21 protein-coding genes are annotated in these 24,802 nt (G+C 59.5%); 14 read left to right on the plus strand and 7 right to left on the minus strand.

The genetic code is table 11. The features are described 5' to 3' along the window. Positions 1 to 44: 44 nt before the first annotated feature. Entirely contained in the window at positions 45 to 1,181 is a 1,137-nt protein-coding gene (locus AC1DNI_RS19710) for a TrbL/VirB6 family protein (protein ID WP_477693105.1), read from the plus strand. Between the two features lie 5 nt (positions 1,182 to 1,186). On the opposite strand, the gene AC1DNI_RS19715 is transcribed toward AC1DNI_RS19710, so the two are convergent. Both AC1DNI_RS19715 and AC1DNI_RS19720 read right to left on the minus strand, forming a co-directional pair. Further along, complete coding sequence (locus AC1DNI_RS19715; protein WP_477693106.1) at positions 1,187 to 2,407, minus strand: glycosyltransferase family 4 protein; 1,221 nt, start codon at positions 2,405 to 2,407, stop codon at positions 1,187 to 1,189. A 71-nt stretch (positions 2,408 to 2,478) separates the two neighbouring features. Next, the gene (locus tag AC1DNI_RS19720; RefSeq protein ID WP_477693231.1) at positions 2,479 to 3,048 is read right to left on the minus strand and encodes a MarR family transcriptional regulator; all 570 of its coding nucleotides are present in this window, start codon (positions 3,046 to 3,048) and stop codon (positions 2,479 to 2,481) included. Between the two features lie 198 nt (positions 3,049 to 3,246). Between AC1DNI_RS19720 and AC1DNI_RS19725 the strand changes: the two genes are divergently transcribed. The 13 genes from AC1DNI_RS19725 to AC1DNI_RS19785 all read left to right on the plus strand — a co-directional run bounded on the left by AC1DNI_RS19725 (position 3,247) and on the right by AC1DNI_RS19785 (position 20,844). Continuing rightward, positions 3,247 to 5,016, plus strand: coding sequence for a type I secretion system permease/ATPase (locus AC1DNI_RS19725; RefSeq protein ID WP_477693107.1), 1,770 nt, complete (start codon positions 3,247 to 3,249; stop codon positions 5,014 to 5,016). Continuing rightward, positions 5,013 to 6,431 (plus strand): HlyD family type I secretion periplasmic adaptor subunit, encoded by a 1,419-nt coding sequence (locus tag AC1DNI_RS19730; RefSeq protein WP_477693108.1) that lies wholly within the window; start codon positions 5,013 to 5,015, stop codon positions 6,429 to 6,431. Before AC1DNI_RS19725 ends, AC1DNI_RS19730 begins: the two co-directional genes overlap by 4 nt. A gap of 292 nt (positions 6,432 to 6,723) precedes the next feature. Continuing rightward, a complete protein-coding gene (locus tag AC1DNI_RS19735; RefSeq protein ID WP_027232973.1) occupies positions 6,724 to 7,383 on the plus strand; it encodes a calcium-binding protein in 660 nt (219 codons plus the stop codon). Positions 7,384 to 7,455: 72 nt separating this feature from the next. Beyond that, positions 7,456 to 9,717 carry a glycosyltransferase family 2 protein gene (locus AC1DNI_RS19740; protein WP_477693109.1) on the plus strand — a complete coding sequence of 754 codons (2,262 nt, stop codon included), beginning with the start codon at positions 7,456 to 7,458 and terminating at the stop codon, positions 9,715 to 9,717. Then, the gene (locus AC1DNI_RS19745) at positions 9,714 to 10,559 is read left to right on the plus strand and encodes a class I SAM-dependent methyltransferase (protein ID WP_477693110.1); all 846 of its coding nucleotides are present in this window, start codon (positions 9,714 to 9,716) and stop codon (positions 10,557 to 10,559) included. Before AC1DNI_RS19740 ends, AC1DNI_RS19745 begins: the two co-directional genes overlap by 4 nt. Beyond that, on the plus strand, positions 10,556 to 11,812 hold the full coding sequence (locus AC1DNI_RS19750) for a glycosyltransferase family 4 protein (protein WP_477693111.1): 1,257 nt from the start codon (positions 10,556 to 10,558) through the stop codon (positions 11,810 to 11,812). The genes AC1DNI_RS19745 and AC1DNI_RS19750 overlap by 4 nt, the downstream gene beginning before the upstream one ends. Positions 11,813 to 11,823: 11 nt before the next feature. Continuing rightward, the gene (locus tag AC1DNI_RS19755; RefSeq protein ID WP_477693112.1) at positions 11,824 to 12,600 is read left to right on the plus strand and encodes a hypothetical protein; all 777 of its coding nucleotides are present in this window, start codon (positions 11,824 to 11,826) and stop codon (positions 12,598 to 12,600) included. A gap of 16 nt (positions 12,601 to 12,616) precedes the next feature. After that, on the plus strand, positions 12,617 to 14,854 hold the full coding sequence (locus AC1DNI_RS19760; RefSeq protein ID WP_091924543.1) for a glycosyltransferase family 2 protein: 2,238 nt from the start codon (positions 12,617 to 12,619) through the stop codon (positions 14,852 to 14,854). Beyond that, positions 14,855 to 16,183 (plus strand): glycosyltransferase family 4 protein, encoded by a 1,329-nt coding sequence (locus tag AC1DNI_RS19765; RefSeq protein ID WP_091924546.1) that lies wholly within the window; start codon positions 14,855 to 14,857, stop codon positions 16,181 to 16,183. A gap of 45 nt (positions 16,184 to 16,228) precedes the next feature. Next, the gene (locus AC1DNI_RS19770; protein ID WP_091924550.1) at positions 16,229 to 17,416 is read left to right on the plus strand and encodes a polysaccharide pyruvyl transferase family protein; all 1,188 of its coding nucleotides are present in this window, start codon (positions 16,229 to 16,231) and stop codon (positions 17,414 to 17,416) included. After that, the gene (locus AC1DNI_RS19775) at positions 17,416 to 18,633 is read left to right on the plus strand and encodes a hypothetical protein (RefSeq protein ID WP_477693113.1); all 1,218 of its coding nucleotides are present in this window, start codon (positions 17,416 to 17,418) and stop codon (positions 18,631 to 18,633) included. The genes AC1DNI_RS19770 and AC1DNI_RS19775 overlap by 1 nt, the downstream gene beginning before the upstream one ends. Before the next feature lie 56 nt (positions 18,634 to 18,689). After that, positions 18,690 to 19,709 (plus strand): UDP-glucose 4-epimerase GalE, encoded by a 1,020-nt coding sequence (galE, locus tag AC1DNI_RS19780; RefSeq protein WP_228016985.1) that lies wholly within the window; start codon positions 18,690 to 18,692, stop codon positions 19,707 to 19,709. A 136-nt stretch (positions 19,710 to 19,845) separates the two neighbouring features. Beyond that, positions 19,846 to 20,844: a LacI family DNA-binding transcriptional regulator gene (locus tag AC1DNI_RS19785; protein WP_477693114.1), complete on the plus strand. Its 999-nt coding sequence runs from the start codon at positions 19,846 to 19,848 to the stop codon at positions 20,842 to 20,844. A 40-nt stretch (positions 20,845 to 20,884) separates the two neighbouring features. Here the strand turns inward: AC1DNI_RS19785 and AC1DNI_RS19790 are convergent, their stop codons facing one another. The 5 genes from AC1DNI_RS19790 to AC1DNI_RS19810 are packed head-to-tail and all read right to left on the minus strand — an operon-like array spanning position 20,885 to position 24,711. After that, entirely contained in the window at positions 20,885 to 21,682 is a 798-nt protein-coding gene (locus AC1DNI_RS19790; RefSeq protein ID WP_477693115.1) for a transporter substrate-binding domain-containing protein, read from the minus strand. Beyond that, the gene (locus tag AC1DNI_RS19795; protein ID WP_477693116.1) at positions 21,679 to 22,629 is read right to left on the minus strand and encodes an isoaspartyl peptidase/L-asparaginase; all 951 of its coding nucleotides are present in this window, start codon (positions 22,627 to 22,629) and stop codon (positions 21,679 to 21,681) included. Before AC1DNI_RS19795 ends, AC1DNI_RS19790 begins: the two co-directional genes overlap by 4 nt. 3 nt (positions 22,630 to 22,632) lie before the next feature. After that, positions 22,633 to 23,367 carry an amino acid ABC transporter ATP-binding protein gene (locus AC1DNI_RS19800; protein ID WP_477693117.1) on the minus strand — a complete coding sequence of 245 codons (735 nt, stop codon included), beginning with the start codon at positions 23,365 to 23,367 and terminating at the stop codon, positions 22,633 to 22,635. Between the two features lies 1 nt (position 23,368). Next, positions 23,369 to 24,040 carry an amino acid ABC transporter permease gene (locus AC1DNI_RS19805; RefSeq protein WP_027232961.1) on the minus strand — a complete coding sequence of 224 codons (672 nt, stop codon included), beginning with the start codon at positions 24,038 to 24,040 and terminating at the stop codon, positions 23,369 to 23,371. Then, positions 24,040 to 24,711 carry an amino acid ABC transporter permease gene (locus AC1DNI_RS19810; protein ID WP_477693118.1) on the minus strand — a complete coding sequence of 224 codons (672 nt, stop codon included), beginning with the start codon at positions 24,709 to 24,711 and terminating at the stop codon, positions 24,040 to 24,042. Before AC1DNI_RS19810 ends, AC1DNI_RS19805 begins: the two co-directional genes overlap by 1 nt. Positions 24,712 to 24,802: the final 91 nt, after the last annotated feature.

The following is a 24,802-nucleotide window of genomic DNA, read 5'->3' on the forward strand; positions in this document are numbered from 1 at the left end:
GCTGACGAATATCATCGTCCAGCAGCCACTATAGGACGGGCGGCATGGAGCCAAATTTCATTGCTGCCCTGTCATCCAACATCGATGCGCTCGGCAAGAGTTTCACGGCAACCACCTACGGCGTTCTTGCCGCCTATATGACGCCGGTGCTCAGCGGGCTGATGGTGCTCTACCTCGTCTTCTGGGGCTTTCAATTCTGGCAGGGGCGCGGCGACACGAATGTCGTTACCGCTGCCTTCCGCATGCTTCGGCTCGCGGTGATCTTCTTTCTTGCCACCAGCTGGGGCCCGTTTCAGGTTGCGGTCTATCAGGTTGTGACCATGGCGCCGCTTTTTGTCAGCAACAATGTGATGCTCAACAACATCGTCAATCCGGATACCGGCAAGGCGATGACAGTCGGGACAGTCGCAACCGATATTTCGACGATCTATTCGATTGCTGTCCGGGCGTCGGTGAAGATCGAACGGGAAGCGACGGCGTCGCACGCCGCCGCTCCGGAAGTCTTAGGGCCAGACGGCAAGCCCGTCCCGGGAGCCCAACCTGCCACGCCAGCGCGCAAGCCGCCGACGAACCCGCTCGAGACAGTGCTGACGACCTCATTGCAGTCGGCAATTGTCTGGATTTCCGCGGCGCTCTTCGTCGGTTATGCGATGTTCCTGATGCTGTTCGCCAAGATGGCGCTATGGGTCATGCTGGCGCTGGCACCGATCTTCATCATCCTGCTGATGTTCAAGATACCGTCGCGCTTCTTCTCCGGCTGGCTGACGGGTACGCTCCAGGCCATGCTGGTCCCGATCTTCCTCAGCACCTTCCTGAGCTTCTATATTCTGGGCGTCCGCGCCAACATCATGGTTCTGTTCAAGGCCGTCAGCAATCCCGATGCGCCGCTGATGATCAAGGACGTGGCGCCTTTCGTCTTGATCTGTATTGCCGGCGTGTTTCTCATGGCACAGATCGTGCCTTTCGCCGGGCGCATCGCGACAAGCACGCAGGAATGGATCAGCGATGCCTTCGGCAGCGATCGCGTCGTTCGCATTGTTACCAATATGGTGGGCGGTGGCCGACGCGGCGGCGCTTATGGCTCGGGCGGTGGCCAGATTGCCGGTGGCTCGGCGGATACAAGCCTGCGTGACGTTCAGGACCGCAATGCCGCAATCAACCGGCAGACCAGGAATAGATAGCGGCCTCAGTTGCCCTGCAAGACCGTATTGATTAGCGCTTTTTGCCGCCCGATGCAGTCGATCAGCCTAAAATTGCGCTCGATGGTGCGCCGCGCTGCAACGCGCAATGGCATAAATTTCTCCGGCGCTTTGAGAACGTCGAGAATCGTGCCGGCGAGTGCGTCGGTATCGTAAAAGGGAACAAGCAGCCCGTTCTGTCCCGAGCGGATCACCTCCTGGACCGGTGCTGTGTCGGAACCGATGATCAATGCGCCGCATGACATGGCTTCTATAACCGACCAGGAAAGGACGAAGGGGTAGGTCAGATAGATATGCGCCGCCGAGACCTGGTAGAGCCTGCGCAAAAGATCGTGCGAGATAGCGCCGGGAAAGACGATGCGGTCCGCCGGGATATCGTGCTCGGCCAGCAGTTTATCTTTCCACGAACCGCCTCCCGGCGGAGGAGCGCCATAGCTGACGCCATCACCACCGACAAAGACGAAAATGGCATCAGGATTGCTGCGGATGACTTTTGCCGCCGCGGCGAGCGCCTGAGGAAATCCCCTATAGGGCTCGAGATCACGCGAAACGAATGTAACGATGGGCGGATCGCCGGGTTTTAGCACGCGCCCATCTGGAAACTTCAGCGTCGCGTTGCGGTCGGGACGAAAACGCTGGGTGTCTACGCCTTCATGGCACACGGCTATCCGCCGTTGGGCCGGCGCCGGATAAAGGCTCTTTTGCCAGCGGGTCGGACTTACTCCGCCATCGATCGCCTCGAGGGTGAGAAGCTGCGCCACATTGCGCAGCCGCAAGCGCTTTCGTGTATCGAGATCGGGAACGTCGTCAGGCGCAAACCCGACGTCAGCGCCTTCAGAGCGATAGAAGAATTCGCAGTAGCCGATGGCTGGAACCTGCGGCAAAACGTCCTTGACGAACATCATGCTACCCCAGCCGATGTGACCGATGACGATATCCGGCCGTTCGCCGTGGCGAACCATCGCGTCGAGGGTTTCCGCGACGCGATGGCCGATGCGGACATGGTGATCCGGGATGCCGAGGTGTCGCGCCATCTGGCTGTCAGCCCGGGGACCGGGCTCGACGCGATGCCGAATGACGCGGACCGATGGAATACGCCGGTCGACAGATTCACTGATCAGGCTGACATCGTGGCCAGTTTCGGCAAGGTGGGAGGCCAATGCCGCAAACTGCCCGAATCCGCGTCGATGAACGAATGCCACATGCATGACGTCAGAAACGGCCCCAATAGAAACAGCGATGGTTGCCTGACGTTTGGTTGGGATCGCTCAAAGGCAAATCATAGTCCGTAACGCGTGGCATTGCCCCAAACCAGTTCGAGTCGATGCAAGGTTTGGAAGGCGATTTCCAGGTTGCGGAGGTCTTCTGCGTCCCGTGCGAGCAATCGGTTGTAGGTGCCGCCCGCGTTGCGCAGATCGGCACACAATTGCTCACCCTTTTCAGTTAGTCTGATACGCGCCGAGCGCTTGTCCCGCTGCGAAGCAACCCTGTCGATATAGCCCCCGTCAGCCAGTTGCTTCAGATAGTATGAGATATTGGAACCGACATAGTGGCCGCGATCCAGGAGTTCTCCAACCGAAAGTTCGACATCCCCTATCGCCAAAAGAACCATTGCCTGAGCCGGCCCCACGTCTTCGATTCCGAGTTTCGTCATCTCATTGCGCAGCACGCCAGCAAAGCGACGATTGACGCGTTCTATCATGCGCGCCAGTTCGAAGTGTGTGACGACAACCGCATGGTTTGCGGGCTTCGCCTTCTTGTTGTCGGCTGATGTTTCAGGGAAATCGGCGGCTGCGAAGCCGTCGATAGATGTTTCGACTTCCACTCCTTCGTGTAGAAGTTTTTGTATCATCCTTCTCTCCTAGTCAATTTTACTTCAAATTTTGAAGTAAGTTACAAGTATGTTTTCGGGTCTCCCTCGTTGATTTCCCCACCAAAAGAACTTTTTTCTGTCACATTCTCTGCAGTAATACTCTATAAGTCTATTGCATTAGACTGACGCCCCAGGGCTAACCAAAGGCTGTGTCATTTCCAAGGCAGATCACATATGACAGATACTCGTCAAATCAATCCAAATGGCAAGAGCCATGCTGGTAAAAAAGCGCTTTCGGCGGCGAACGCCGAGCCAAAAGCGCTGGTTTTACGGGCCCGTAGGATATTCATGGCGGGCCTGCTTTATGCCGCTCTGCTCAGTGCCTGCATCAGCCTTTTGCAACTTACAGTACCCTTGTACATGCTACAGGTGCATGACAGGGTCCTGAACAGCCAGAGCAAGGACACGCTGGTCATGCTCACCATCCTGGCGGTGGGCGCTCTTATAGTTTTCGGTGTTCTTGAGTTCATTCGCGCCATGTCCTTCCAGGCGATGGGCAGCGCGCTTGTGCGCCGGCTGAACCTTCCGGTTCTATCGGCTGCGGTCGAGGCTTCGATCGATCAGGGCCTGCCGAAGGCGACGCAATCACTCCGTGATCTGACAGAATTGCGCAGCTTTTTGACCTCTTCGGCGGTCAGTGCGCCGCTTGATGCGGCCTGGTCGCCGATTTTCCTCGCTGCCCTTTTCCTTATGCACCCGGTCTACGGCATCATCGGCGTCATCGCTGTGATTGTCCTCGTCTGCTGCGGCGTCATCACCGATCTTATGACGCGCAGCCTCGTCAAGGATGCAAACCAGGCGAATATCGAAGCCATTTCGAAGATCGGCTCCACGCTCCGGCATGCCGAGGTAATTGAGGCCATGGGCATGTTGCCCGCCCTCGCCCGCCGCTGGCGTTCGCTGCAGATGAATGCGATCGGCCTCCTCGATCTCGGCGGCAGCCGCAGCCGTGCCATGGCGACAATCGCCCGCACCATGCGCTTCATGGTCCAGATCGCCGTGCTCGCCGCAGGTACGCTCCTCGCAATGGATCGCCAGATTACGCCGGGTGCGATGATCGCCGCGAGTATTCTCGTCGGACGGTTGCTGCTCCCCTTCGACCATGTCGTCGATAACTGGCGCCTTTGGGTGCAGGCCGTCGGCAATTGGCAACGCATTCAGTCGCTGCTGTCGCAGAATCTTGCGGTGCGGCAGACGATGCCCACCCCGCGCCCCCACGGTGATCTTGTCATCGACAAGCTCGTCTATGCCGCGCCGGGTGTCGACGTGCCGATCATCAAGGGTATTTCATTCTCACTTTCGCCGGGCGAAGTGCTTGGCATTGTCGGACCTTCGGCGGCCGGCAAATCCACTCTGGCGCGCTTGCTCATCGGCATCGTGCGGCCGACCGCCGGCGGCGTCTTCCTTGACGGCAATAATGTTTATCTCTGGGAGCGCGGCTCCTTTGGCGAGATCGCCGGCTATCTGCCGCAATCGGTTGCGCTCCTTGAAGGGACGATTCGCGACAACATCGCCCGCATGACCGATAGCGAGCCACAGCGTGTGCTTGAAGCGGCCCGCCTTGCCGACGTGCATGAGATGATCGGGCGTCTGCCGCTCGGCTATGACACGCCGGTAGGCGATGGCCGCCTGACGCTTTCGGGCGGACAGAGACAACGCATCGGCCTTGCCCGTTGCCTTTATAACAACCCGAGGTTGATGGTTCTCGATGAGCCGAACGCGAATCTCGATTCGGTCGGCGAACGGGCACTGATGCGGGCCATCGAACAGGCACGTGACGATGGCGCCATCGTCATCATGATCGCGCATCGACCGACAATCATGCAGGTGGCCGACAAACTTCTGGTTCTCGAAAACGGCCGGATCACCCAGTTCGGGCCGCGTACGGATGTGGTCGCATCGATTACGCCGGTCAATTCGAAGATGGGGGCTGCCGGAGCATGATTGACAAGATCAAGAAGAATTTGCCGGTTCGCGCCCACGCTTCGCTTCCAATGAAAACCGTCGGCAGTCAGCTTGCGGCGCACCGGCCGATCGCCAGACCTGTCTGGTATACGGAACTCGAACATGATTCCGACCACCCGCCGCTCCGGCGGCTGATTATCGCCGGGGTCCTGACCATTACCATAGCCTTCGGCGGCTTCTTCGGCTGGGCCTATTCGGCCGAACTCGGCAGTGCCGCGGTGGCCATTGGCAGCGTCATCGTCGATTCGAAGCGCAAGACGGTGAGCCACCTAGAGGGTGGCATACTGGACCGCGTTCTTGTGCAGGAGGGCGATGAGGTAAAAGTCGGCCAGCCGTTGATCAGGCTCGATGATACGCGCGCACGCTCGGATCTGCAGTCGCTGCAGAGCCGCCGCGTCGGTCTTATCGCCAAGCTCGCACGCCTACGCGCCGAACAAGCCGGCAACACCGAAATTACGTTTCCTGCCAATTTCGGCGAGGTGGGCGATATTTCCGCCGACAGCGCCAAGAAGGCCGAGCAGGTCTTCTTTACCAAACGCCAGACCCAAAAAGAGAGCAAGATCGATATCCAGAAGAAGACCATCGAGCAATATACGGAACAGGCAAAGGCGCTCGACGTCCAGACCAGGGCGACCGATCGGCAGATCGAACTGATCGACGAACAGCGCAAGGCCATTGCAAGTCTGGTCGCCAAGGGATTTGCCCAGCGCTCGAAACTCATCGAGATCGACACACGCCTCAGCGAGCTTGCGGGTGATCGCGGCGAGTATGCCGGCGACAAGGCCAAGGCCGAACAAGCCAAGGCCGGCGCAGAATTTGCGCTCACCGGCATCGAAAGCGACATGCAGGCGGAGATCGCCGGCGAAATAACCACGAGCCAGGTCGAACTCGCCGATGTCGAAGAACGCATCGTTGCGGCGAAGGATGTGATGCGCCGCGTAGAGATCAAGTCGCCTCAGGCAGGTATCGTTGCCAATATCCGATTGCGCACGCCTGGCGGCGTCGTCGCTGCCGGCGAGCCACTCCTTGATATTGTACCGGAAAACGAGCCGCTCGTCGTCGAGATGAAGATCGGCCCGCGCGACATCGATAGCGTGACGGTCGGCTCTCCTGCCCAGGTTCGGCTCACGGCCTATAACCAGCGCGCCCAGGCTCCGCTCGACGGAAAAATCACCTATCTTGCCGCCGACCAGCTCGTCGACGAAAAGACGGACGCTGCCTACTTTGTCGCGCGCGCCGAAATCACGCCGCAATCGCTTGCGGCCAATCCGCAGGTGAAGCTCTATCCCGGCATGCCGGCCGAGGTCGTCATCGTCCACAAATCGCGTAAGGCCATCGAGTACATAACCTCTCCGATTGCCGACAGCTTTAATAGGGCGTTCCGCGAGGATTAAGGGGCATATTGCCCCTTACGGCCCCATGTCTCTAGATTACTTCAAATTTAGAAATAAAGTAGTTCCAATTAATATCCAGATCCAAAGTAGTATCTCGTAAAATATAAATTACTTTCACGAATTATTACATGTCATAATACATTCGTGTAATAAATTGTTACTATGTGTTGCCACATTTATATTCCATGACTAGGTTGCATTTCGATTTGGTGCAGTGCACAATCGTTAAAGCATAAACGTCGGAACAGCTCCGGCATTTTGTAAACTCAAAGCAGGACAGAAGGAGAAGCAGATGGCCACTTTAGAAGGCGGCGCCTACGACGACGTTTTGTTTGGCTCGCGTTTCGACGACTTCATCCGCGCCCATGGCGGTGATGATGTTGTCTTTGGCGGAAATGGTCATGACACGATTTTTGGTGATGAGGGGGACGATCTCCTGTTCGGCGACAAGGGCGATGACGCTCTGTTCGGCGGCGAGGGAACGGACGTTCTGTTCGGTGGAAATGGTGATGACGTCCTGAGCGGCGGCAACGGCGATGACGTTCTCTTCGGCGACAAGGGCGACGATGTCCTCCAGGGTGGAGCAGGCAACGATACGCTGTTTGGTGGTGCCGGGAGCGACGTTCTTCTCGGCGGCGCCGGAAATGACTTCATTGCAGGTGGCGCTGGCGATGACGTCCTTATCGGTGGTGCCGGTAACGACGTGTTCCAGTTCACCGGCGGTGGCGGCAATGATGTCGTGCTCGATTTTACCCCTGGGGAAGACATCCTCCAGATCTCCAGCGGTATCAACGGCCAGGACATCCATTCCGCAGACGACCTCGCGTCGCGCGTTACCCAGGTCGGCAACAATGTTGTCGTGGACCTCGGTCACGGCGATTCCGTCACGCTGGTCAACACCAGCTCGGAAGACGTGCAGGCTCATCCGGACAACTATTTCACCGTTCATTGATCGTGAAATCGAATTGCGCGCTCCGCTCCATGCGGGGCGCGTTCCTTCCGCTATGAATGAAAGGGCCGTGTATTGAACCTCGACCATTCGACGGACATTGAAGGCGATACTGAGAGTATTTATGTCTCCCGGCTCTGCGCGGACATTGCTGTCCTGATCTGGGATCTGCCCGGCGCAATGCGGGCGTCAACCAAATGCGTGCTTGAATCGAAGGAACAACCTGTTCCTCTGGTCAGCCTCAATATTCCTCTTGAAACCGGCGGGCACCGCGTCCTTTGGGCCATGCGCACCAAGGACGAACCTATTGGCCTGACGCTTTCCGCGGGTTCGCTTGGGCCGACAGAACAGACGGTGCTTTATCCGGCGGCCGAGCTGCCGCATCTCGACGTCGATCGGGCGGTTAACAACCTTTCGGCAGCGGGCCATATCAAGCTGCTCACAAATCTCCTGAGCACCTGGCGCAGCATGTTCCGGCTCTCGCAGAATCAGGTCTTTGCCAGCGTGGTGCGTGAAGTCGCGTTGGCGCTCGCCCCCGAGCCGCGCAAGATTCGCGTTTGTGCGCAACCGCTCGAGGGCCAGCATCTGCTTGAGACGGCAATCGATCCCGAACTTGGCGACGTTACCTCGATCTATGCGATTGGATCCAATTCTGTTTCAGCTTTGCCTTCGAAGTTCGTCATCGGCAACCGCGTCCGCAAGGGCTGGCAACCATGCCACTTGCTCGTCGAGTCGGCGAAAACACTTCCGCAATCCTTCCACATCATTCTCACCGGCAAGAACGGCGTCGCCATACGCGAGTTGACGGATCGGGAGGCTGCCCCCGGCGATTTCCAGAAGTGGTGGAGCAAGAACCAGGCACATCCCGAGCTTCGCGAGTTCCTCGTGCGCCAGCTTGCCCAGATTCCAGCTGCGGGCATTGCAACGGCGATCGACATGCAGATGCGCATGCCGCTCACAGCCAAGCAGATCGCCAAGTCGCAGACGCATCCCGCCGCGGAGATCGACCTTGCCCTTGCGCTCAACGGCGGCTTGCTCGTTGGCGGCTGGACGCATGATCCTTCCTCCATGCTTGCCGGTATCGAATATCTAACCGAGGAAGGCCGTATCTTTCCGCTCAAGCCCAATTTCTACAAGTTCGCAGGCAAGACCGAGGCGCGCGAAGACGGATTGGGCGCGGATGTCACCGGGTTTGTCGCCTGGGTGCCGCAAACCTCTTCTGCGGGTCCAGTGCTGCAGCCGCGATTCCAGATGCGGCTGACCTCCGGGGCGACCGCACCGCTTATTCCGCCGCTGCAGCCCTTCGAGCCCGCAGCGCAGCGCAACCGGATCCTGCGCGCCGTCCCGCCGCAGCATGCGCGCAGTGAGGTCTTTGAGAATATCCTTGCGCCTGCCCTCACCGAGGTCGAGCGCAAGCTCGGCAAGACGGTTCGCATCGCCGATACGAAAGAGTTCGGCGTGATGCCGGCTGCCCCCCTCGTTTCGATCGTTGTACCGCTCTACCGCAACCTCGACTTCCTGCGTTTCCAACTTTCCGCGATGGCGACCGATCCTTGGCTCGTTGCCAATGCGGAACTCATCTACGTTCTCGATTCGCCCGAAATCCAGGAGGATACGGAGCACCTTCTCGGCGGCCTGCATCTGCTCCACGGCCTGCCGATGAAGCTTGCGATCATGAACCGGAATGGCGGATATGCCCGCGCCTGCAATGCCGGCGCTAGCCTTGCAAGCGGCACCGTGCTCGTCATGCTGAATTCCGACGTCGTGCCAACCGAAGCAGGCTGGCTCGGGCCGCTGGTCGAGCCCTTGCTCGAAGAAAAGAAGCTCGGCGCCATCGGTCCGAAGCTGCTCTTCGAGGATGGTTCCCTGCAGCACGCCGGGCTCTATTTCGCCCGCGACCGGCGCAATGTCTGGCTCAACCACCATTTCCACAAGGGCATGCCCGGCAATTATGCGCCGGCACAGATCGCGCGCACTGTCCCGGCGGTTACGGGCGCCTGTCTCGTCACCCGCAAGGATATTTACGATCTCGTCGGCGGATTTACCGAGGACTATATCATCGGTGACTACGAAGACAGCGATCTGTGCATGAAGATCCGCCAGATCGGCTTCCAGATTGCCTATCAGCCGGCGGTTTCGCTTTACCATTTCGAGCGGCGCTCGATACGCCGCAGCCCGGACTACATGCGCGGGCTGGCCAGCCAGTACAATTCCTGGCTGCACACCAAGCGCTGGAACAAAGATATCACCGAATTGATGACGACTTACGTGGACGAGGCTGCGGACGAAACCGTGACCGACTTCGTCGCCGAGAAGTCGAAAAGGAGTGCAGCTTGAACGAGGTAATCGCACTGAAGCAGGCTCGGGCCGAGCGTCACCTCCCCTTCAACGAGGATCATGTCCGCTGGTTGACGGATGCCGTGTTGCGCAACCGCTTCCTGCCGCGCCCTGACCCTGACAGCATCTTTGTAGGCGATGGCGATTTCCAGGCTGTGGGCGCCGAGTTTCTTGGCCATTTCATTCGCATGGGCGGCCTGCAGCCGCAAAGCCGCGTTCTCGACATCGGCTGCGGCATCGGCCGCATGGCGGTGCCGCTCACGCAATATCTTGACGGCGATAGTGGAAGCTATTGTGGCATGGACCCCGTTGCCGGGGGCATCAACTGGTGCCAGCGCATGGTCAGCCCGGCCTACCCGAACTTCGAGTTCCGTCAGGTGGATATCGCCCACTCGCTTTATAATCCGAAGGGCGAGATCAACGGTCTAGAATTGAAGCTGCCTTACGACAGCCGCCAGTTCGATTTCATCATCATGACTTCGGTCGTCACCCATCTGCCCGACGAAGAAGTCACCGCCTATCTTCGCGAAGTCGAACGCGTGCTTGCTCCTCGCGGGCGCGTGTTCATGACTGCATTCGTGGTCGATCAGTCCGCACAAGAAAATAGATTGAAGAAGCGTGACGCGCGTCTCGGGTTCCAGCGCTATGACGAAGGTCCGTGCTGGTTCGTGCCGGAAATGCCGCCGCTTGCGGCGGTTGGCTTCGATGATGGCTTCCTCGATCGCGCATTGACCCGCGCCGGGCTTTCGGTCGTTACGAAATCGCTTGGTCATTGGCGCGGCGCGCCCGCCGACCACTACCAGGACGTCTTCATCGCAGAATACAGGGAGGACGGCCGATGACACGCGTTCTCGTTGCTGCCCACAACCATCCGGCCCTTCATCCGGGCGGGACTGAAATCTTTGCGCACGATCTTTTTCGCGCCTACCAGAGGGCGGGCTGCGAGGCCCTGTTTCTCGGCGCCACCAACCAGATCCATCGTCAGGAACGCCCGGGCACGAGCTTTCAGAGCATCGGCTCGAGTGGCGACGAGGTCCTGTTGTGGTCCGGCCATTTCGACCGGTTCTTCATGAGCCAGATCGACCTTTACGGTGTCGTTCCGGATATTGTTGAACTCTTGCAGGATTTTCGCCCTGATATCGTGCACCTGCATCACCTGTTGCTGCTCGGCGCAGAGTTTCCGCACATTGTCCGCCGTACGTTGCCCGACTGCCGGATCGTCATGACCCTGCATGACTACTATCCGATCTGCCACCACGACGGTCTGATGGTCCGCACAAAGGAAAAGGAACTCTGCTACGGCGCAAGCCCCGACCGTTGCCATGCCTGTTTCAAGGATATTCCGCTTGATAAGTTTGTCCTACGCGAGCGCCATCTGAAATCGCTCCTGAGCGTTGTCGACGGCTATGTCGCTCCGAGCGCCTTCCTCAAGCAGCGCTATGTCGAATGGGGCCTGCCGGAAGAGAGGATCAGCCTTATTCCGAACGGCCAGCCCGAACGCCCGACTCCGCCGCAGGCAGACGCGCCGGCGCGCCGCAAGCCGGTATTTGGATATTTCGGTAATCTCAACCCATGGAAGGGTGGCACGGTCCTGCTCGAAGCGGCCAAGCAGCTCATTGCCGAAGGTCTCGATTTCGAGCTGCGGGTTCATGGCGCCGCTCCCTTCCAGAGCGAAAATTTCGTCGAGGCCATTGACAAGCTGTTCGCCGAAACCGCGCCGGTGGTGCAACGGCGGGGAGCCTACCGCCGCGACGACATTGCTGGCCTGATCCGTTCCGTGGATTGCATGGTCATGCCGTCGATCTGGTGGGAAAATGCGCCCCTGGTCATCCAGGAAGCCCAAGGCCAGAACTGTCCTGTCATTACCAGCAATATTGGCGGCATGGCCGAGATGATCGAGGACGGTGTCAACGGCCTGACTGTTCCGCCGAATGACCCGACGGCGCTGGCTACAGCCATGCGGCGCATAGTGGAGGACCCGGATCTGCGCGAGATCCTGAGCCATGGGGCGCGTCACCCCGAAACCATAGACACGACGGCACTGCGCTATCTCGCACTGATCGAGAGCCTGCGTCCTGCGCGTGTCGCAGCCTAGAGGAGTACACCATGTCCATTGTGACAAAAGTGGCGCCGCAGGCTCCAGCGCAAGCTCAAGCCGCTCCAAGCGCCACGCCTGAACAGGATAATAGCCAGCAGGGCATCAAGGGCCGTGTCGACGCAATCGACAACAGCCGGCTCTTTGGCTGGGCCTTCGATCCGGCAACGCCCGGCAATCGCCTGACCATCCGCGTGCTTTTGGACGGCAAGCCGATCGCCGAGGCCGTCGCCGACCGCGACCGGCCGGACTTGAAGCGCAACGGCATCGGCGATGGCCTTCACGCCTTCGACGTGATGTTGCCGGAATTTGCGGTACGGCGCGCCGGCGAACTTAGCGTCGTCGCCATTACGACTGGCGGCAAGCAGCATCCGCTGCGCGTGCCACGCCCCGACGAACAGGCCGCGGAAGCGTTGATTGCGGCGCCGATGACACGGATCCTCGACAAACTCGACGTGCTGATGGCGTCGCAGCGCCAGCTTCAGGTCAATCAGCGCTCGATCCAGCGCCACGCGACGACGGTTATCGACGGTGCCGGTAACAGCCCGACGGTCGATCTCGTTGATATCAGTGGTTCAATTGAGACGCTGCGCGGCGATATCAACCAGCGCCTGACCGAACTCGACGTTCACCTCATGCGTATGGACGGTGTGGTTGCTGGCCTCGAGACTCGCATCGAGTCGCTGCAGAAGCGTTCGGGCGGCGAGGCCAAACCGTTGCTTCTGCTGCTGTTCACTTTGGTTGGCATCGCGGCCGGCGCCGCCGTCGCGATGTTCGCCTTTTCTTGAGATCATGGAGTAGCAAGTGCTTCCCGACGAAAAAGAACATACGCCGGCGTCCCGATCCGGCAAAGCGCCCGAACGTCACCCGATGGTGATGGAAGGCGAGATGGTGGTCGGATGCCCTATTGATGACACGCTCATTCTCGTTCTCGGCATCGGTGGCCTGACCTCCGAACAGGTCACGGTATTCCTGAACGGTGATCCTGCGATGAGCCTGAAAGTGCCGCTTGTCAGCTGGCACCTGAAGGAGCCCTCGCCTGCTGGTACCCATGGCTTCGTTGCCATCGTGCCGACGAATATCTTGCGCCGCCGATCGCTGAAGACCGTGCTCTTCCAGCATAAAGCGCAGGCGACACGCTATGCCTTCGCAGGGCGCGCCGCCGCCATCGGCGACCTCGTCGCCATGGTGACCGACCTTGCGGGCGCTGATCTGCCCGTCGTTATCGACGGCCTTGTGGAAGGCCTCATATCCGGTCCGATCGGCCGCAAGAAACTTTCGGCGATCACCGCACTGCTGCAGGCAGGCGCGCGATCGGATGGCTGTGTCGAACTTATCGGCGGCAGCGATGAAGGCGAGATCTTCGTCCAGGGATGGGCGCAGGACCTTACGCCTTCGGTGACCCGTCTCCTGATCAGCGGCAAAACCCCCTCGATCGCCGAGTGCTCGATCAGTGTATTCGCCCGCCCGGATCTTCAGGACCAGGCATCGGGATTTGCGGGTCTTCTCCTTGCCAGCGAAGCGGTCGAGCCCAATGATATCGAGCGGTTGCTGTTCCGCGGACGTCGCGGATGGCGCTTCACCGAAGTCTATGACCGCCGTGTCATCGCCGGCAACCGCGAGACGCCCGGCCACGTCCGGGCGATCCTGCCGCGTGTTCGCAGTTCGACGGAAATCCTCTTGCGTATGCGCTCCGCCGCCAACCGCTTTGACGGCGCCGAGACGGTTTCGAGCCTGCCATTTCCCGTGCGCATGGGCATCGACAACGCCTACCGCGTCGAGGGCAGCGGCCTTTTGATCGCGGGCTGGCTGCTCGATCCCGACAGTCACGTCGAAGCCGTCAAGTTGCGGCGGCATCGCGGCGAAGCGCAGCTCGACGGCAACTGGACGCGCATCGACCGGCCCGACGTTACCCGCGGCTTCGACAACCAGCCGCCGTTCAATGCAGGCCTCAACCCGAACCGGCATGCTCACGGCTTTGTTGCTTTCGCACCGGAGCTCGAGGGCGACAGCACGGCGCCGTTCTATCTCGAACTCACCTTGAGCGATACGCGCCGTGCCTTCATGCCGCTGACGCCGACCCGCATCACCTCGCGCGATGCCGTTGTCCGGCAGATCCGTGCTATCGATCCAAATGCCTGGGCGCTGCGTCATATCGTCGATCAGCAGCTCGTACCTCTGCTGCGCGTCGTCAGCCGCCCGGCGCCCGAAATCTTCGGTGTTGTCGATGTCGGCGCCTTCGAGGAAGCCGAAGGACCGGCCATTGTCATCGGCGTCGACGAACGCGTTGAGGAAATCGCTCCGCTCCTGACGCTTCTTGCGCTCGACCCTGAAACGCGCCGCGCGCCGATCGTTATCGCCGCTGCAGCGGAACTGATCGACCGTATCGGCGTCCATGTGCGCCGGCTGGCCAATTTCTATGGCTTGCGCCTGCGGCTCGTGTCGGCGAGCGGTTCGGAAGACCTTTACGATGCGCTCGAAGTCGGCGCACGCGCCGTTTCCACCGAGACCGTGGTGTTCCTCGCCGCGTCGCTGTTGCCGCGCAACAATGGCTGGTTCCACAAGCTGCTTGCGGCCTATCATGACCGCGAGGCCTGCGTGCTGTCGCCGACCCTTGCCTATGAGGATGATTCCATCCGCTGGGCAGGCACCTGGGTTGCCGGCTCACAGTCCGACCGGGCGCTCATCAGCCGCTATGCCGGCTACCCGATCGATGCCGTCACCGGCATGGGTACGACGGAAGTCGCCACGGCCACCTTCGAATGCTGCGTTCTGCCGAGGGACGCTCTTTTTTCCGTGGGTGGCTTCACCCGCGGCTATCTCGGCACGCATGAGAAGGGCCTCGATCTCGGCCTCAAACTCAAGCAGTCCGGCCTCAGGTCCTATTGGCTGCCTTCGGCGCAGATGCTCGGAACGGACGACATATCCGTCTCCGACAAGGCTTCGACGATTGCCTTGATCGAGCGCATCGACCGCCAGGTATTCGATTCCCGCTGGGCTAAGATTCTAACGAAAGATGGCATGCCATCGGAGGTCAAATAGATGACTGAACAACTTCGGGTACTCGTGGTCTCGCACGCACACCCGAGCATTTCCCTGGGTGGCGCAGAAATCGCCTCCTACAATCTTCACAAGGGCCTGAATACGCTCCCCGGCGTTCAGTCCGTCTATCTCGCGCGCGCCGGCCATCCGATCCCGCGCCATGGAACAACGGCCTTGATGAGCCTGCGACGCAGCAGCGACGAGATCCTGTTTCACGCGGACGAGTACGATCACTTCTATCTGTCCAACAACAATACAGACGAGATCCGCCGCGACCTGTTGCGCTTCGTTGGCGACCTCAATCCACATGTGGTGCACTTCCACCATGTCCTCGGTCTTGGACTTGAGGCGCTTTACGCAATTCGCGAGGCGCTGCCCGATACGGCGATCCTCGTCACGTTCCATGAGTTCCTGTCGATCTGCCACAATCATGGGCAGATGGTGAAGGCGGGATCGGCCAAGCTCTGCAACGAGGCCTCGCCGATTGATTGCCACGGCTGTTTTCCCGACATCCCGCCGGCGCGCTTCCTCAAGCGTGAGCGCTTCGTCCGCGGCATGCTCGAACTCGCCGACGGGTTCGTTTCCCCAAGCATGTTCCTTGCGCGCAAATATGCCGAATGGGGCCTTGATCCCGAAAAACTCAGCGTGATCGAAAACGGCATCTTCATTGATGGTGTTACGCCGCCACGCGAACTGACCGGACCAAAGCCCCGGCGCGGCCGCTTCGCCTATTTCGGCCAGATGACGCCGTTCAAGGGCGTCGATGTGCTGATCGATGCGGTCTCGCGTGTTCCGGAAGACGTGTGGGGCGAGGATTCGCGTCTGATGATTTTCGGCGGCAATCTCGAAAAGCAGCCGCGCGATTTCCAGGATCGCATGGAAAAGCTCATCGAGGACGCAGGATCGCGCGTGCGCTTCTACGGTGCCTACCAGAATTCAGAAATGCCGCGCCTGATGCAGTCGGTCGACTGGGTGGTCATGCCTTCCGTGTGGTGGGAAAATTCCCCCATCGTTATTCAGGAGGCGCTGCACCATCGCCGGCCGATCATCTGCTCCAATATCGGCGGCATGGCCGAAAAAGTCCGCGACGGCGAGGATGGTCTGCACTTCCGCGTCCGCAGCGCCGAAGACCTTGCCGACCGCTTCACCGAGGTTCTCAGCGACCAGACTATCTGGGAGCGCCTGCACCAAACTATCCGCCAACCGACCAACCACATCGAGTGTGCCGAGGCGCACCTGGAACTCTATGAACGACTACTGAAATCGACACGCAACCAACCGATAAATGTCACGACAAATGCGGACATCGTTCTCTCGCAAGCGAGTTGACGCTGAAACACCGTTAAGTCCGAAAGCCAAACGGAGGTAATTTCTATGGCACGCGTACTCGTAATGATCCCCTCAGGCGAAGTGTACGATCACGACAGTGTTCGCTGGTACAACTACAAGGATGTTCAGCGCAGCATCAACCACTATCACAATATTGGCGATGCTTTCGTATTCGACTCGTCGCTTAAGCTGATGAATTACGACAAGCTCGGCGTACTGCCGATCGCTGAACCCAAGATGGAAGACATCGACCGCCTTCGGGAGGAATATGACTACGTCTTCCTGCGCGGCTCCAACTATGTTCATCAGTCGATGGGCTGGAGCCAGACCATCCCGGTTCTGAAGCGTCTCGGCCTGCCGGTCATCGCCTTCGGCATCGGCGCGCAGGCTCCGGTCAAGGGCAAGCTCGAGCTTTCCGAGGAAACCAAGACCGTCCTCCATATGATGGCCGATTCCACCGCGTCTATCGGCGTGCGCGGCGCCTATTCGGCGCAGGTGCTCTGGGACATCGGTATCCGCAATGTGCGCATCGTCGGCTGCCCGACGGCGTTCCGCCGCAACGATCCCGAAATGCGCATCAAGTTGCCGGCGCTCGATGATGTCCAGAACATCGGCATCACCATGCGCCGCGAAGTCTCGCCGACCTATGCACAGGATATCAAGCGCTACCTGACGTTCCATCGTGACCTCGTCAAGGAACTTGCCGGACGCTTCGACGCTGTGCTGATGTCGCAGGGCGAAGTCGAGGAAAAGAAGCTCGTCTTCGGCACGGAAGAGCAGAAAGAGGAAGCCATCGCAGCGTTGAAGGCCAACAAGTGGGTCTCTGACTGGTTCCTCGACGAGACTGTCGAGAAGCTCTATCGCGAGCGCATGTTCTATTCGGACGTGGTTGCCGACTACGAGGATCTCGTTCAGTCCAAGGATCTCGTCCTTGGCTACCGCCTGCACGGCAACCTGATGGCCTTGTCGAACGGCACCCCGTCGATCTACTTCACCTATGACAGCCGTACGGTCGAGTTCGCCGAGACCTACCAGATTCCGAGCTTCGACGTCTTCAGCAACAAGGAATTCAAGCTGGAGGACTATTGGGATCAGTCGCTCTTCGACAAGTACAATCGCGCATGGTACCAGACCTATGGTGAAATGCATCGCTTCCTCACCGAAAACGGTGTCGACCACAAGATGACCGACACGAGCAAGCGCATTAAAGAACCCGTCCGCAAGGTTGCCTGATGCGCAATTGCTTCGCCATAGCCGCCGCCGCACTCGTGCTGGCGGTGGCTGGGCCTGCTCTTGGCCAGGAGACGCCGAGCGCCACGCTCGCCGTTTCCGGCCCGGAGGAAATGGTATTCGATTGGGCAAAGCAGGCCTGCGTCAAGTCGCACGTGCCCGATGCGCCGGCACGTGCCTTTCGCGACTCTGAGGGCAAAGTCCACCTGATCGCCAGCCATAATGACAATCGCCGCTTCAGCGGTCCGGATCTCAATCACCTGCAGCCCGAATGTGCGGTCATCTACCAGGCGAAGAAGTCCAATGTCCTCGGTCAGTATGACGATATGGGTTGGATCAGCGGCGTGTGGACCGGCGACGGCAAGACCGTCTATGCGCTCGCCCATATGGAACTGCGCGGCAATCGCGCCCCTGGTCTTTGCAGCAACAAATCCTATAGTTCCTGCCTGTTGAACACAGTCACCGCCCTGGTGTCGCGCGATGGCGGCAAGAACTTTGCACCGGAAACCGGGTCAGGTGCCGGCCCGATGGTTGCGAACCTCCCCTACCCTTTCCCGAATGATCGCAAGGCACGTGTCGGCTATGCCAATCCGACGAACATAATCCAGCGCGACGGCTGGTATTACGCCATGGTCTTCGCGGATGGCTATCGCGACCAGAAGCGTGGCAACTGCGTGTTGCGCACGCGCGACCTTGGCGATCCGTCTTCGTGGCGCGCCTGGGACGGCAAGGAATTCTCGGTTCAATTCATCGATCCGTTCCGCCAGCAAACAGCAAACGCGAAGGATCATGTCTGTGCGCCCGTATCTACAAATAAAATCGGCCGCATGATCGGTTCGATATCCGAATATCGCGGCAGCGGTGAAGTCATTGCCGTCTTCGGCGACCGGCGCACCGAGGACGGCAAGACCGCCTCCGGAATCTATGCATCGACCTCAAGGGATCTGGTGAACTGGTCGGAGCCAAGGCTCATTTTTGAAGCGCCGCTGCTGTGGGAGAAGAGTTGCGGGGCCGATGGCAGGGTGTTCTACCCTGCCTTGCTCGACCCCAACGCGAAGGCACCGTCTTTCCAGGATACCGGGGACAATGCCTTCATCTATTTCACACGCTATAGGTTGACCGGATGCAAAGTCACCTGGGACAGGGACCTCGTGCGCGTGCCGGTCACGATTTCAATGGGAGGAACAGCGAAGGGACAGGGAGGAGGAACGGCGCAGTAATCGATTGGCAGACGTGTCTATCCCCAAACCTTTCTCAATCCTTCAGGAGACTTCCCATGACTGTTCTTGTTACCGGTGGCGCAGGCTATATCGGCAGCCACATGACGCTGGCGCTCAAGGATGCCGGCCGTTCCGTTGTGGTTCTCGACGATCTCAGCTGCGGTTTTCCATGGCTGGTGCCAAGCGACGTGCCGCTGGTGCGCGGCGATATCGGCGATCAGGCACTGGTCCGCGATGTCATTCGCAGCTATGGAATCACCGCGATCCTGCATTTTGCCGGGTCGATCGTCGTGCCCGATTCGGTGCGTGATCCGCTCTTCTACTATCGCAACAATACTGTTCAGTCCCGCAACCTGATCGAGACTGCCATAGGTGAAGGGATCAAGAACTTCATCTTCTCTTCCACAGCCGCGGTATACGGCGAGCCCGAGACGACGCCGATTACAGAAGACATGCCGCATCAGCCGATCTCGCCCTATGGCACGTCCAAGCTGATGACCGAATGGATGTTGCGCGATGCAGCCGCCGCTTATCCCGATTTCAACTATGTCGCCTTGCGCTATTTCAACGTTGCCGGGGCTGATCCGCAATTGAGGTCGGGCCAATCGTTTCCGCGCGCCACGCACCTCATCAAAATCGCGAGCCAGGCCGCTACGGGTGAACGCTCGCATATGGAAGTCTACGGAACGGATTATCCGACGCCGGATGGGACTTGTGTGCGCGACTATATCCATGTCAGCGATCTCGCGCAGGCTCATCTATGCGCCCTCAACTATCTCGAGGATGGCGGGCGCAGCACCGCAGCCAATTGCGGTTACGGCTATGGCTACTCAGTGCTCGAGATCATCGATGCGGTGAAGCGCGTTTCCGGTGTGGATTTTGCGGTCAAACTCGCGGCGCGCCGAGCGGGCGATCCGGCAATCCTGGTGGCGGGCAACGAGCGTGTGCGCAGCCTGCTCGGCTTCGCCCCAAAACGCGACGATCTCGATCTGATCGTCGGCGACGCGCTTGCATGGGAAAGGCAATTGCAGGCGCGAGAAGCCAAACAGCGTGAAAAGACGCTCGCCAACGTCTAGACGAGTGTCGGCTGACGATCACGCTTTTATCATTGAACCCCATGCGGCGAACCGGTTAAGCAGGAGGGTGGTCTGACGCCACCCCACACCGATCGCCATGGGGGGCAGCCTGGACCGTAATGGGGGGCTGTGTTGCATGATTGAGCCGCGCAAGGAGACTGGACAGCCGACGATTGCCGACGTCGCCGAGCTTGCGGGCGTTTCGCGTGCAATCGCATCGCGCGCGCTTTCGAGCGAGCCGAGGCCGGTCTCGGCCGACAAGCGCGAACGTGTGCTCAAGGCGGCGCAGACGCTCGGCTACAAGCCGAACCTCCTCGCACGAAGCCTAACGACGAAGACGGTCAATCTCGTTGCCGTGGTGGTCAATCATATTCACGACCTTTCGGATCTCGACCTGTTCGATCTCCTGATCAGCGAGATCCAGTCCATCGGCAAGCAGGTGATCTTCGTTCGGGTCGGGTCGTCGCAAGGGATCGAGGAGTTCCTGCGCAACGGCATTGCCTATCACGTCGACGCTGCGCTGGTTTTCTCCGACTTTGCCGACGCCGCCACGGTGCGCAAGATGTTTCGCAATGACAGCGTGCTGATGCTGAACGGCATGCGCGACGCCGCCGCGCCCGCCATTATTCCCGATGAATTGGCCGGAATCACGGCCGCAGTTGCGGATGCTGCCGGCAAAGGTGTTCGCACCGCTCTTCTCGTAACAGGGCGTGCGGCATCGGCCGTCGAGCAGGCACGGGTCGCACACTACAGGTCGGAACTTCAAAGCAACGACATTGCGCTCGCCGGCGAGTTGCGCGGCGACTATTCCTACCAGAGCGGGCGACGCCTTGCGGCGTCACCGGACTGGAAGGAGGTTGATGCCGTATTCTGCACTTCGGACGCGATGGCCATGGGCGTGCTTGATGTTCACAGAGACGGGATCCTGCAGACCCGTCCCAAAGCCTTTCGGCTCTATGGCTTCGACGACGTGACACTGGCGGAGTATGAAGCCTATCCGATCTCATCGATAGGCTATGACAAGTCGATCTATATCAAGGAGATCCTGCGGTTCCTCACGCACCCGAAAGAGTTTCGGTCAGGCGGAACTCTGGTGCGGGTTCCGACCTATTTCGTTGCGCGCGACAGTTCCTGAACGAAAAGAATTGGGCCGGCAAGCCGGCCCATCCCTATCTTTACCAGAGCGGATTCAGCGTCGGCGGGTTGGCCTTTTCCCCCCACCATTTCTTGTAGTTGGCCTCATAGGCGCCGGACTGGATGTAGGCCGAAACGAACATGTCGAGCCAGCGCACAAATTCCGGGTCGCCCTTGGCGACGGCGATGCCGATCGGGTCGTTGGAAAAGAGGCCCGGAAGGGTAACGAGGTTGTCGTTTTTGGTCGCGAGGAAATCGAGGAGCGAAGAATCTTCGATCGCTGCATCGGCACGCTTCTGCTGCAGCAGAAGGACGCCATCCGGCGAGAAATTATCGGTATAGACCAACTCTGCGTCCGGAACGGCTTTTTTCAGAAAGCTTTCGCCGGTCGTTCCGCGGCCGACGACGACCTTCTTTCCGGCGAGGTCCTTAAGCGAAGCAATGCCAGCGTCCTTCTGGACGATCACGCGCAGGCCGGCGCGATTATAGGGAATGGAGAAGTTGACCGTCTTTGCCCGCTCAAGCGTCGCGGACGTATTGGCGACAACGATGTCGAGCTGGCCGGACACGAGCATGGAAATGCGCGCATCGCCGGAGACGTCGGTGAATTCGACCGGCACGCCAAGCTTCGCAGCAAGTTGCGTCGCAACATCGACGTCATATCCGACTGGATTGTTCTTGTCGTCGCGGAAGCCGATCGGCTCGCCGCCGAGCGAAACGCCGATGCGCACCGTACCGCGGTCGCGTATCTCTTCGAGCTTGCCGGCCTGTGCGGTACCGGTAAATGCCACTGCCGCGGTCAGAGCAACGGCGGCAATCCTTGCAATCATGGTTTTCATGCATTTCCCCTTTTTGTTGTGGGCCGTGGATCGTATTGCCTCGCAATCCGCAGCTCAGGTTTCGATAATTGTGGCTCCCAGAACCAATATTTGATCTCTCCCGGGCAGCGAAAACTTGCGACGTCATGGTTGCCCGCCGCATCGATTGCATGAACGACGACCCCGGCGAGGAAACCGGTGTCAAGTTCGGCAAGATCGTCGATTGCCATATCGACCGCTTCTCGCAATGAGTAGCCGAAGCGACGGGCAAGCACGATGCTGCGCGCGGTGCCGCAGCGTATCGTCATTTCGCCCGTGTGGGTGCAGGCGGCTGCGCCATAGCGGCTATCCGCATAGAACCCTGCGCCGGCAATTGGCGAATCGCCGAGGCGGCCCGGATATTTCCAGGCCCAACCCGAAGTCGAGGTGGCGGCATGGATGCCACTTGCCATATCCTTCGACAGGAACACCGTGGTGTCGCGCACCCGTTCGGGGTCGGTGATGGCGCGGCTGAGGGGGGCGAGCGCTATGTCGGGGAACGCCGACAACTGCTCTGAGGAGAGCTCCTTTTCGAGCCTTTGCCACCAGACACGCTTGCTGTCGTCGAGAAGAACGTCGTCGAGCGGAAATCCGATCTCAGTTGCAAAGCGTCGCGCGCCGTCGCCTGTCAGCATCACATGCGGCAGCCGCCGCATGACTTCGCGGGCGAGCGCGGCCACGGGCAATGTGTCCGGCACGGCACCTACCGCGCCGACATCGCGCGTTGTTCCGTCCATGACGCCTGCATCAAGTTCCATCTTGCCGAGCATGTTCGGCCAGCCGCCATAGCCGACGCTGCGCACCTTGACCTCGCGCTCCACCTCGGTGATGCCGGCGACCATTGCATCGATGCCGTGCGCATTCTGCTGCAAGAGCTCGACGGATTTTTCGAAACCGGGCCAGGCCTCGGAATTAGCGATGAGGATCATGTTCTATTCTTTGCGCATTTTGGAGAGGAACTGGGCGATACGGGCATTGGCCATTCCGCCATCGCCCGCGAAAAAGCGGTCCGTCGGCAGGTCGACCACCAGGCGGCCCTTGTCGAGAAAGACGATGCGCGAGGAAATCGTCCGCGCGAATTCGATCTCGTGGGTGACGAACACCATTGTCGTGCCCGTACGCGCAAGCTGCGCGAGAATATTGAGCACCTCGGCGGTCATCTCGGGGTCGAGCGCACTGGTGATTTCGTCCAGCAGCAGGTAGCGCGGCTTCATCGCCAGAGCGCGACAAATTCCGACACGCTGTCGCTGCCCCCCTGAAAGCTGGGCCGGATAGGCGTCGGCACGTGCCCCGAGCCCAACAGAATCAAGCAGGGCGCGGGCCTCGGACTCGGCCTGCGCGCGAGGAATCCTGAGCACCCGGATCGGGGCAAGCGTGACGTTTTCGACCGCGGTCATATGCGGGTAGAGGTTGAAGAGCTGGAACACGGTTGCCGAGCGCTTGCGGGCCTCGGCAAGATCTTTCGGATTCGAAACATCGAAATCGTCGATGGTGATGAGCCCGCCGTCGAGCCGTTCGAGCCCGTTCATGCAGCGGATCAGCGTGGACTTTCCCGACCCGCTGGAGCCGAGAACAGAGACGACCTCGCCAACGCTGACGTCAAGATCGATTCCGTCGAGGACCACGGCGGAGCCGAACGATTTTTGTACGCCGCGGGCGCGGATCATCTCACAGACCTTTCCATGCAGTGTGAGCGCGCAGGCGCCGCTCCAACCGTGCACCACCAAGAGCGATGAGCTTGGCGGCGATGTAGTAGAGACCGCCGACGACGGTCCAGACGATGAATGGCTTCAGTGTACGCAGATTGAGAATGTTGCCGATCTTGGTGAGATCGACGACGCCGATGACGGAGATCAAGGATGTCACCTGGAGCTGGTTGACGAGGAGTCCCGTCAGGGGCCCGATGGCAAAGGCCATAGCCTGCGGCGCAACGACGTGGCGCAATATTTGCCAGCGCGACAGGCCGAAAACGCGTGCGGATTCGATCTGGTCGCGGCCGATAGACTCGATCGCCGCAACGGCTATCACGTAAATGAAGGCAGCCGTGTTGCCAGATAGCGTAATGACAGCGGCCTCGACCGGCGTAACGTTGATCTTCAACAGTGCCGGCAGGCCGAAAAATACAAGAAACAGCTGGACCAGAACCGGCGAGTTTTTAAGAAGCTCCGCGAGAAAGGTAATGAGCGGCGTAAGCAAAGGCACGCGATAAAAGCGTATGACCGCCCATATCGTGCCGATCAGGAATCCGATGAGTGTCGTTACAAGAAAGAGCGCCACCGATACGCCGAGACCCTGCGCCAGCAATATCAGGTCATAGGAGGTGAAGCTCGTATACCGCATCAGGCGACGTCCGGCATGCGGTCGCGATTGAGGCGCCGATGCAGCGCGCCTATCGCGAGCGAGATAAGATAGGTCAAGCTTGCATAGACGATCAGGAGCACAGCATAGACCTCGAACGGGCGAAACGTATCGGAGGCCACGATTTTCGCCGAACCGGTCAATTCATTGAGGGTGATGGTCGAAAGGATCGACGAGGTCAGAACCAGATTGATGAAGACAGAACCAAGCGGCCTTATCGATGTGCGCAGGGCAATCGGCATCACGATCTTGCGAAATATAGTCGGTTTCGACAGCCCGCTTACCTCGGCGGCCTCAAGGATGCCTGTATCGATGGCGAGAATTCCCGAGCGAATGACATCGGAACTGAACGCACCTCCCGCAATCGAAAGCGCGAGAACCCCGGTCGTGAAGGCATCGATATAGATGCCGATTTCCGGAAGCCCGTAGAAAAAGAAGAACAGTTGCACGATGAACGGGATATTGCGGAAGAGATCCACATATATGAAAGCGGCACGCGACAGGAGGGCCGAAGATGACGTGCGCAGGGCCGCGACGAGAAGTCCGATGACAAGGCTGCCGAGCAAAGCCAGGGCGCAGGCCTCGGCCGTCAGAAGCGCGCCCTTCAGCAAGAATGGCACGTGCGGAGCCAATATCATCAGGTCAAATTTCAAACGGCTATCCCGAAGCGAGTGAAACCGGTTTCACATTTGCCGAACGCAGACAGAGTGTCAAGTCGGATAGACAAGGTTCCATCAGGCGCAG

It is taken from the genome of Phyllobacterium sp. 01N428, from assembly GCF_056399405.1.

Excerpts from the sequence above, each read along its gene's own strand:
- AC1DNI_RS19710 (WP_477693105.1), top strand. The coding sequence starts at position 45 with ATGGAGCCAAATTTCATTGCTGCCCTGTCATCCAACATCGATGCGCTC.
- AC1DNI_RS19715 (WP_477693106.1), bottom strand. The coding sequence starts at position 2,407 with ATGCATGTGGCATTCGTTCATCGACGCGGATTCGGGCAGTTTGCGGCA.
- AC1DNI_RS19725 (WP_477693107.1), top strand. The coding sequence starts at position 3,247 with ATGACAGATACTCGTCAAATCAATCCAAATGGCAAGAGCCATGCTGGT.
- AC1DNI_RS19730 (WP_477693108.1), top strand. The coding sequence starts at position 5,013 with ATGATTGACAAGATCAAGAAGAATTTGCCGGTTCGCGCCCACGCTTCG.
- AC1DNI_RS19735 (WP_027232973.1), top strand. The coding sequence starts at position 6,724 with ATGGCCACTTTAGAAGGCGGCGCCTACGACGACGTTTTGTTTGGCTCG.
- AC1DNI_RS19750 (WP_477693111.1), top strand. The coding sequence starts at position 10,556 with ATGACACGCGTTCTCGTTGCTGCCCACAACCATCCGGCCCTTCATCCG.
- AC1DNI_RS19755 (WP_477693112.1), top strand. The coding sequence starts at position 11,824 with ATGTCCATTGTGACAAAAGTGGCGCCGCAGGCTCCAGCGCAAGCTCAA.
- AC1DNI_RS19765 (WP_091924546.1), top strand. The coding sequence starts at position 14,855 with ATGACTGAACAACTTCGGGTACTCGTGGTCTCGCACGCACACCCGAGC.
- AC1DNI_RS19770 (WP_091924550.1), top strand. The coding sequence starts at position 16,229 with ATGGCACGCGTACTCGTAATGATCCCCTCAGGCGAAGTGTACGATCAC.
- AC1DNI_RS19775 (WP_477693113.1), top strand. The coding sequence starts at position 17,416 with ATGCGCAATTGCTTCGCCATAGCCGCCGCCGCACTCGTGCTGGCGGTG.
- galE (WP_228016985.1), top strand. The coding sequence starts at position 18,690 with ATGACTGTTCTTGTTACCGGTGGCGCAGGCTATATCGGCAGCCACATG.
- AC1DNI_RS19785 (WP_477693114.1), top strand. The coding sequence starts at position 19,846 with ATGATTGAGCCGCGCAAGGAGACTGGACAGCCGACGATTGCCGACGTC.
- AC1DNI_RS19790 (WP_477693115.1), bottom strand. The coding sequence starts at position 21,682 with ATGAAAACCATGATTGCAAGGATTGCCGCCGTTGCTCTGACCGCGGCA.
- AC1DNI_RS19795 (WP_477693116.1), bottom strand. The coding sequence starts at position 22,629 with ATGATCCTCATCGCTAATTCCGAGGCCTGGCCCGGTTTCGAAAAATCC.
- AC1DNI_RS19800 (WP_477693117.1), bottom strand. The coding sequence starts at position 23,367 with ATGATCCGCGCCCGCGGCGTACAAAAATCGTTCGGCTCCGCCGTGGTC.
- AC1DNI_RS19805 (WP_027232961.1), bottom strand. The coding sequence starts at position 24,040 with ATGCGGTATACGAGCTTCACCTCCTATGACCTGATATTGCTGGCGCAG.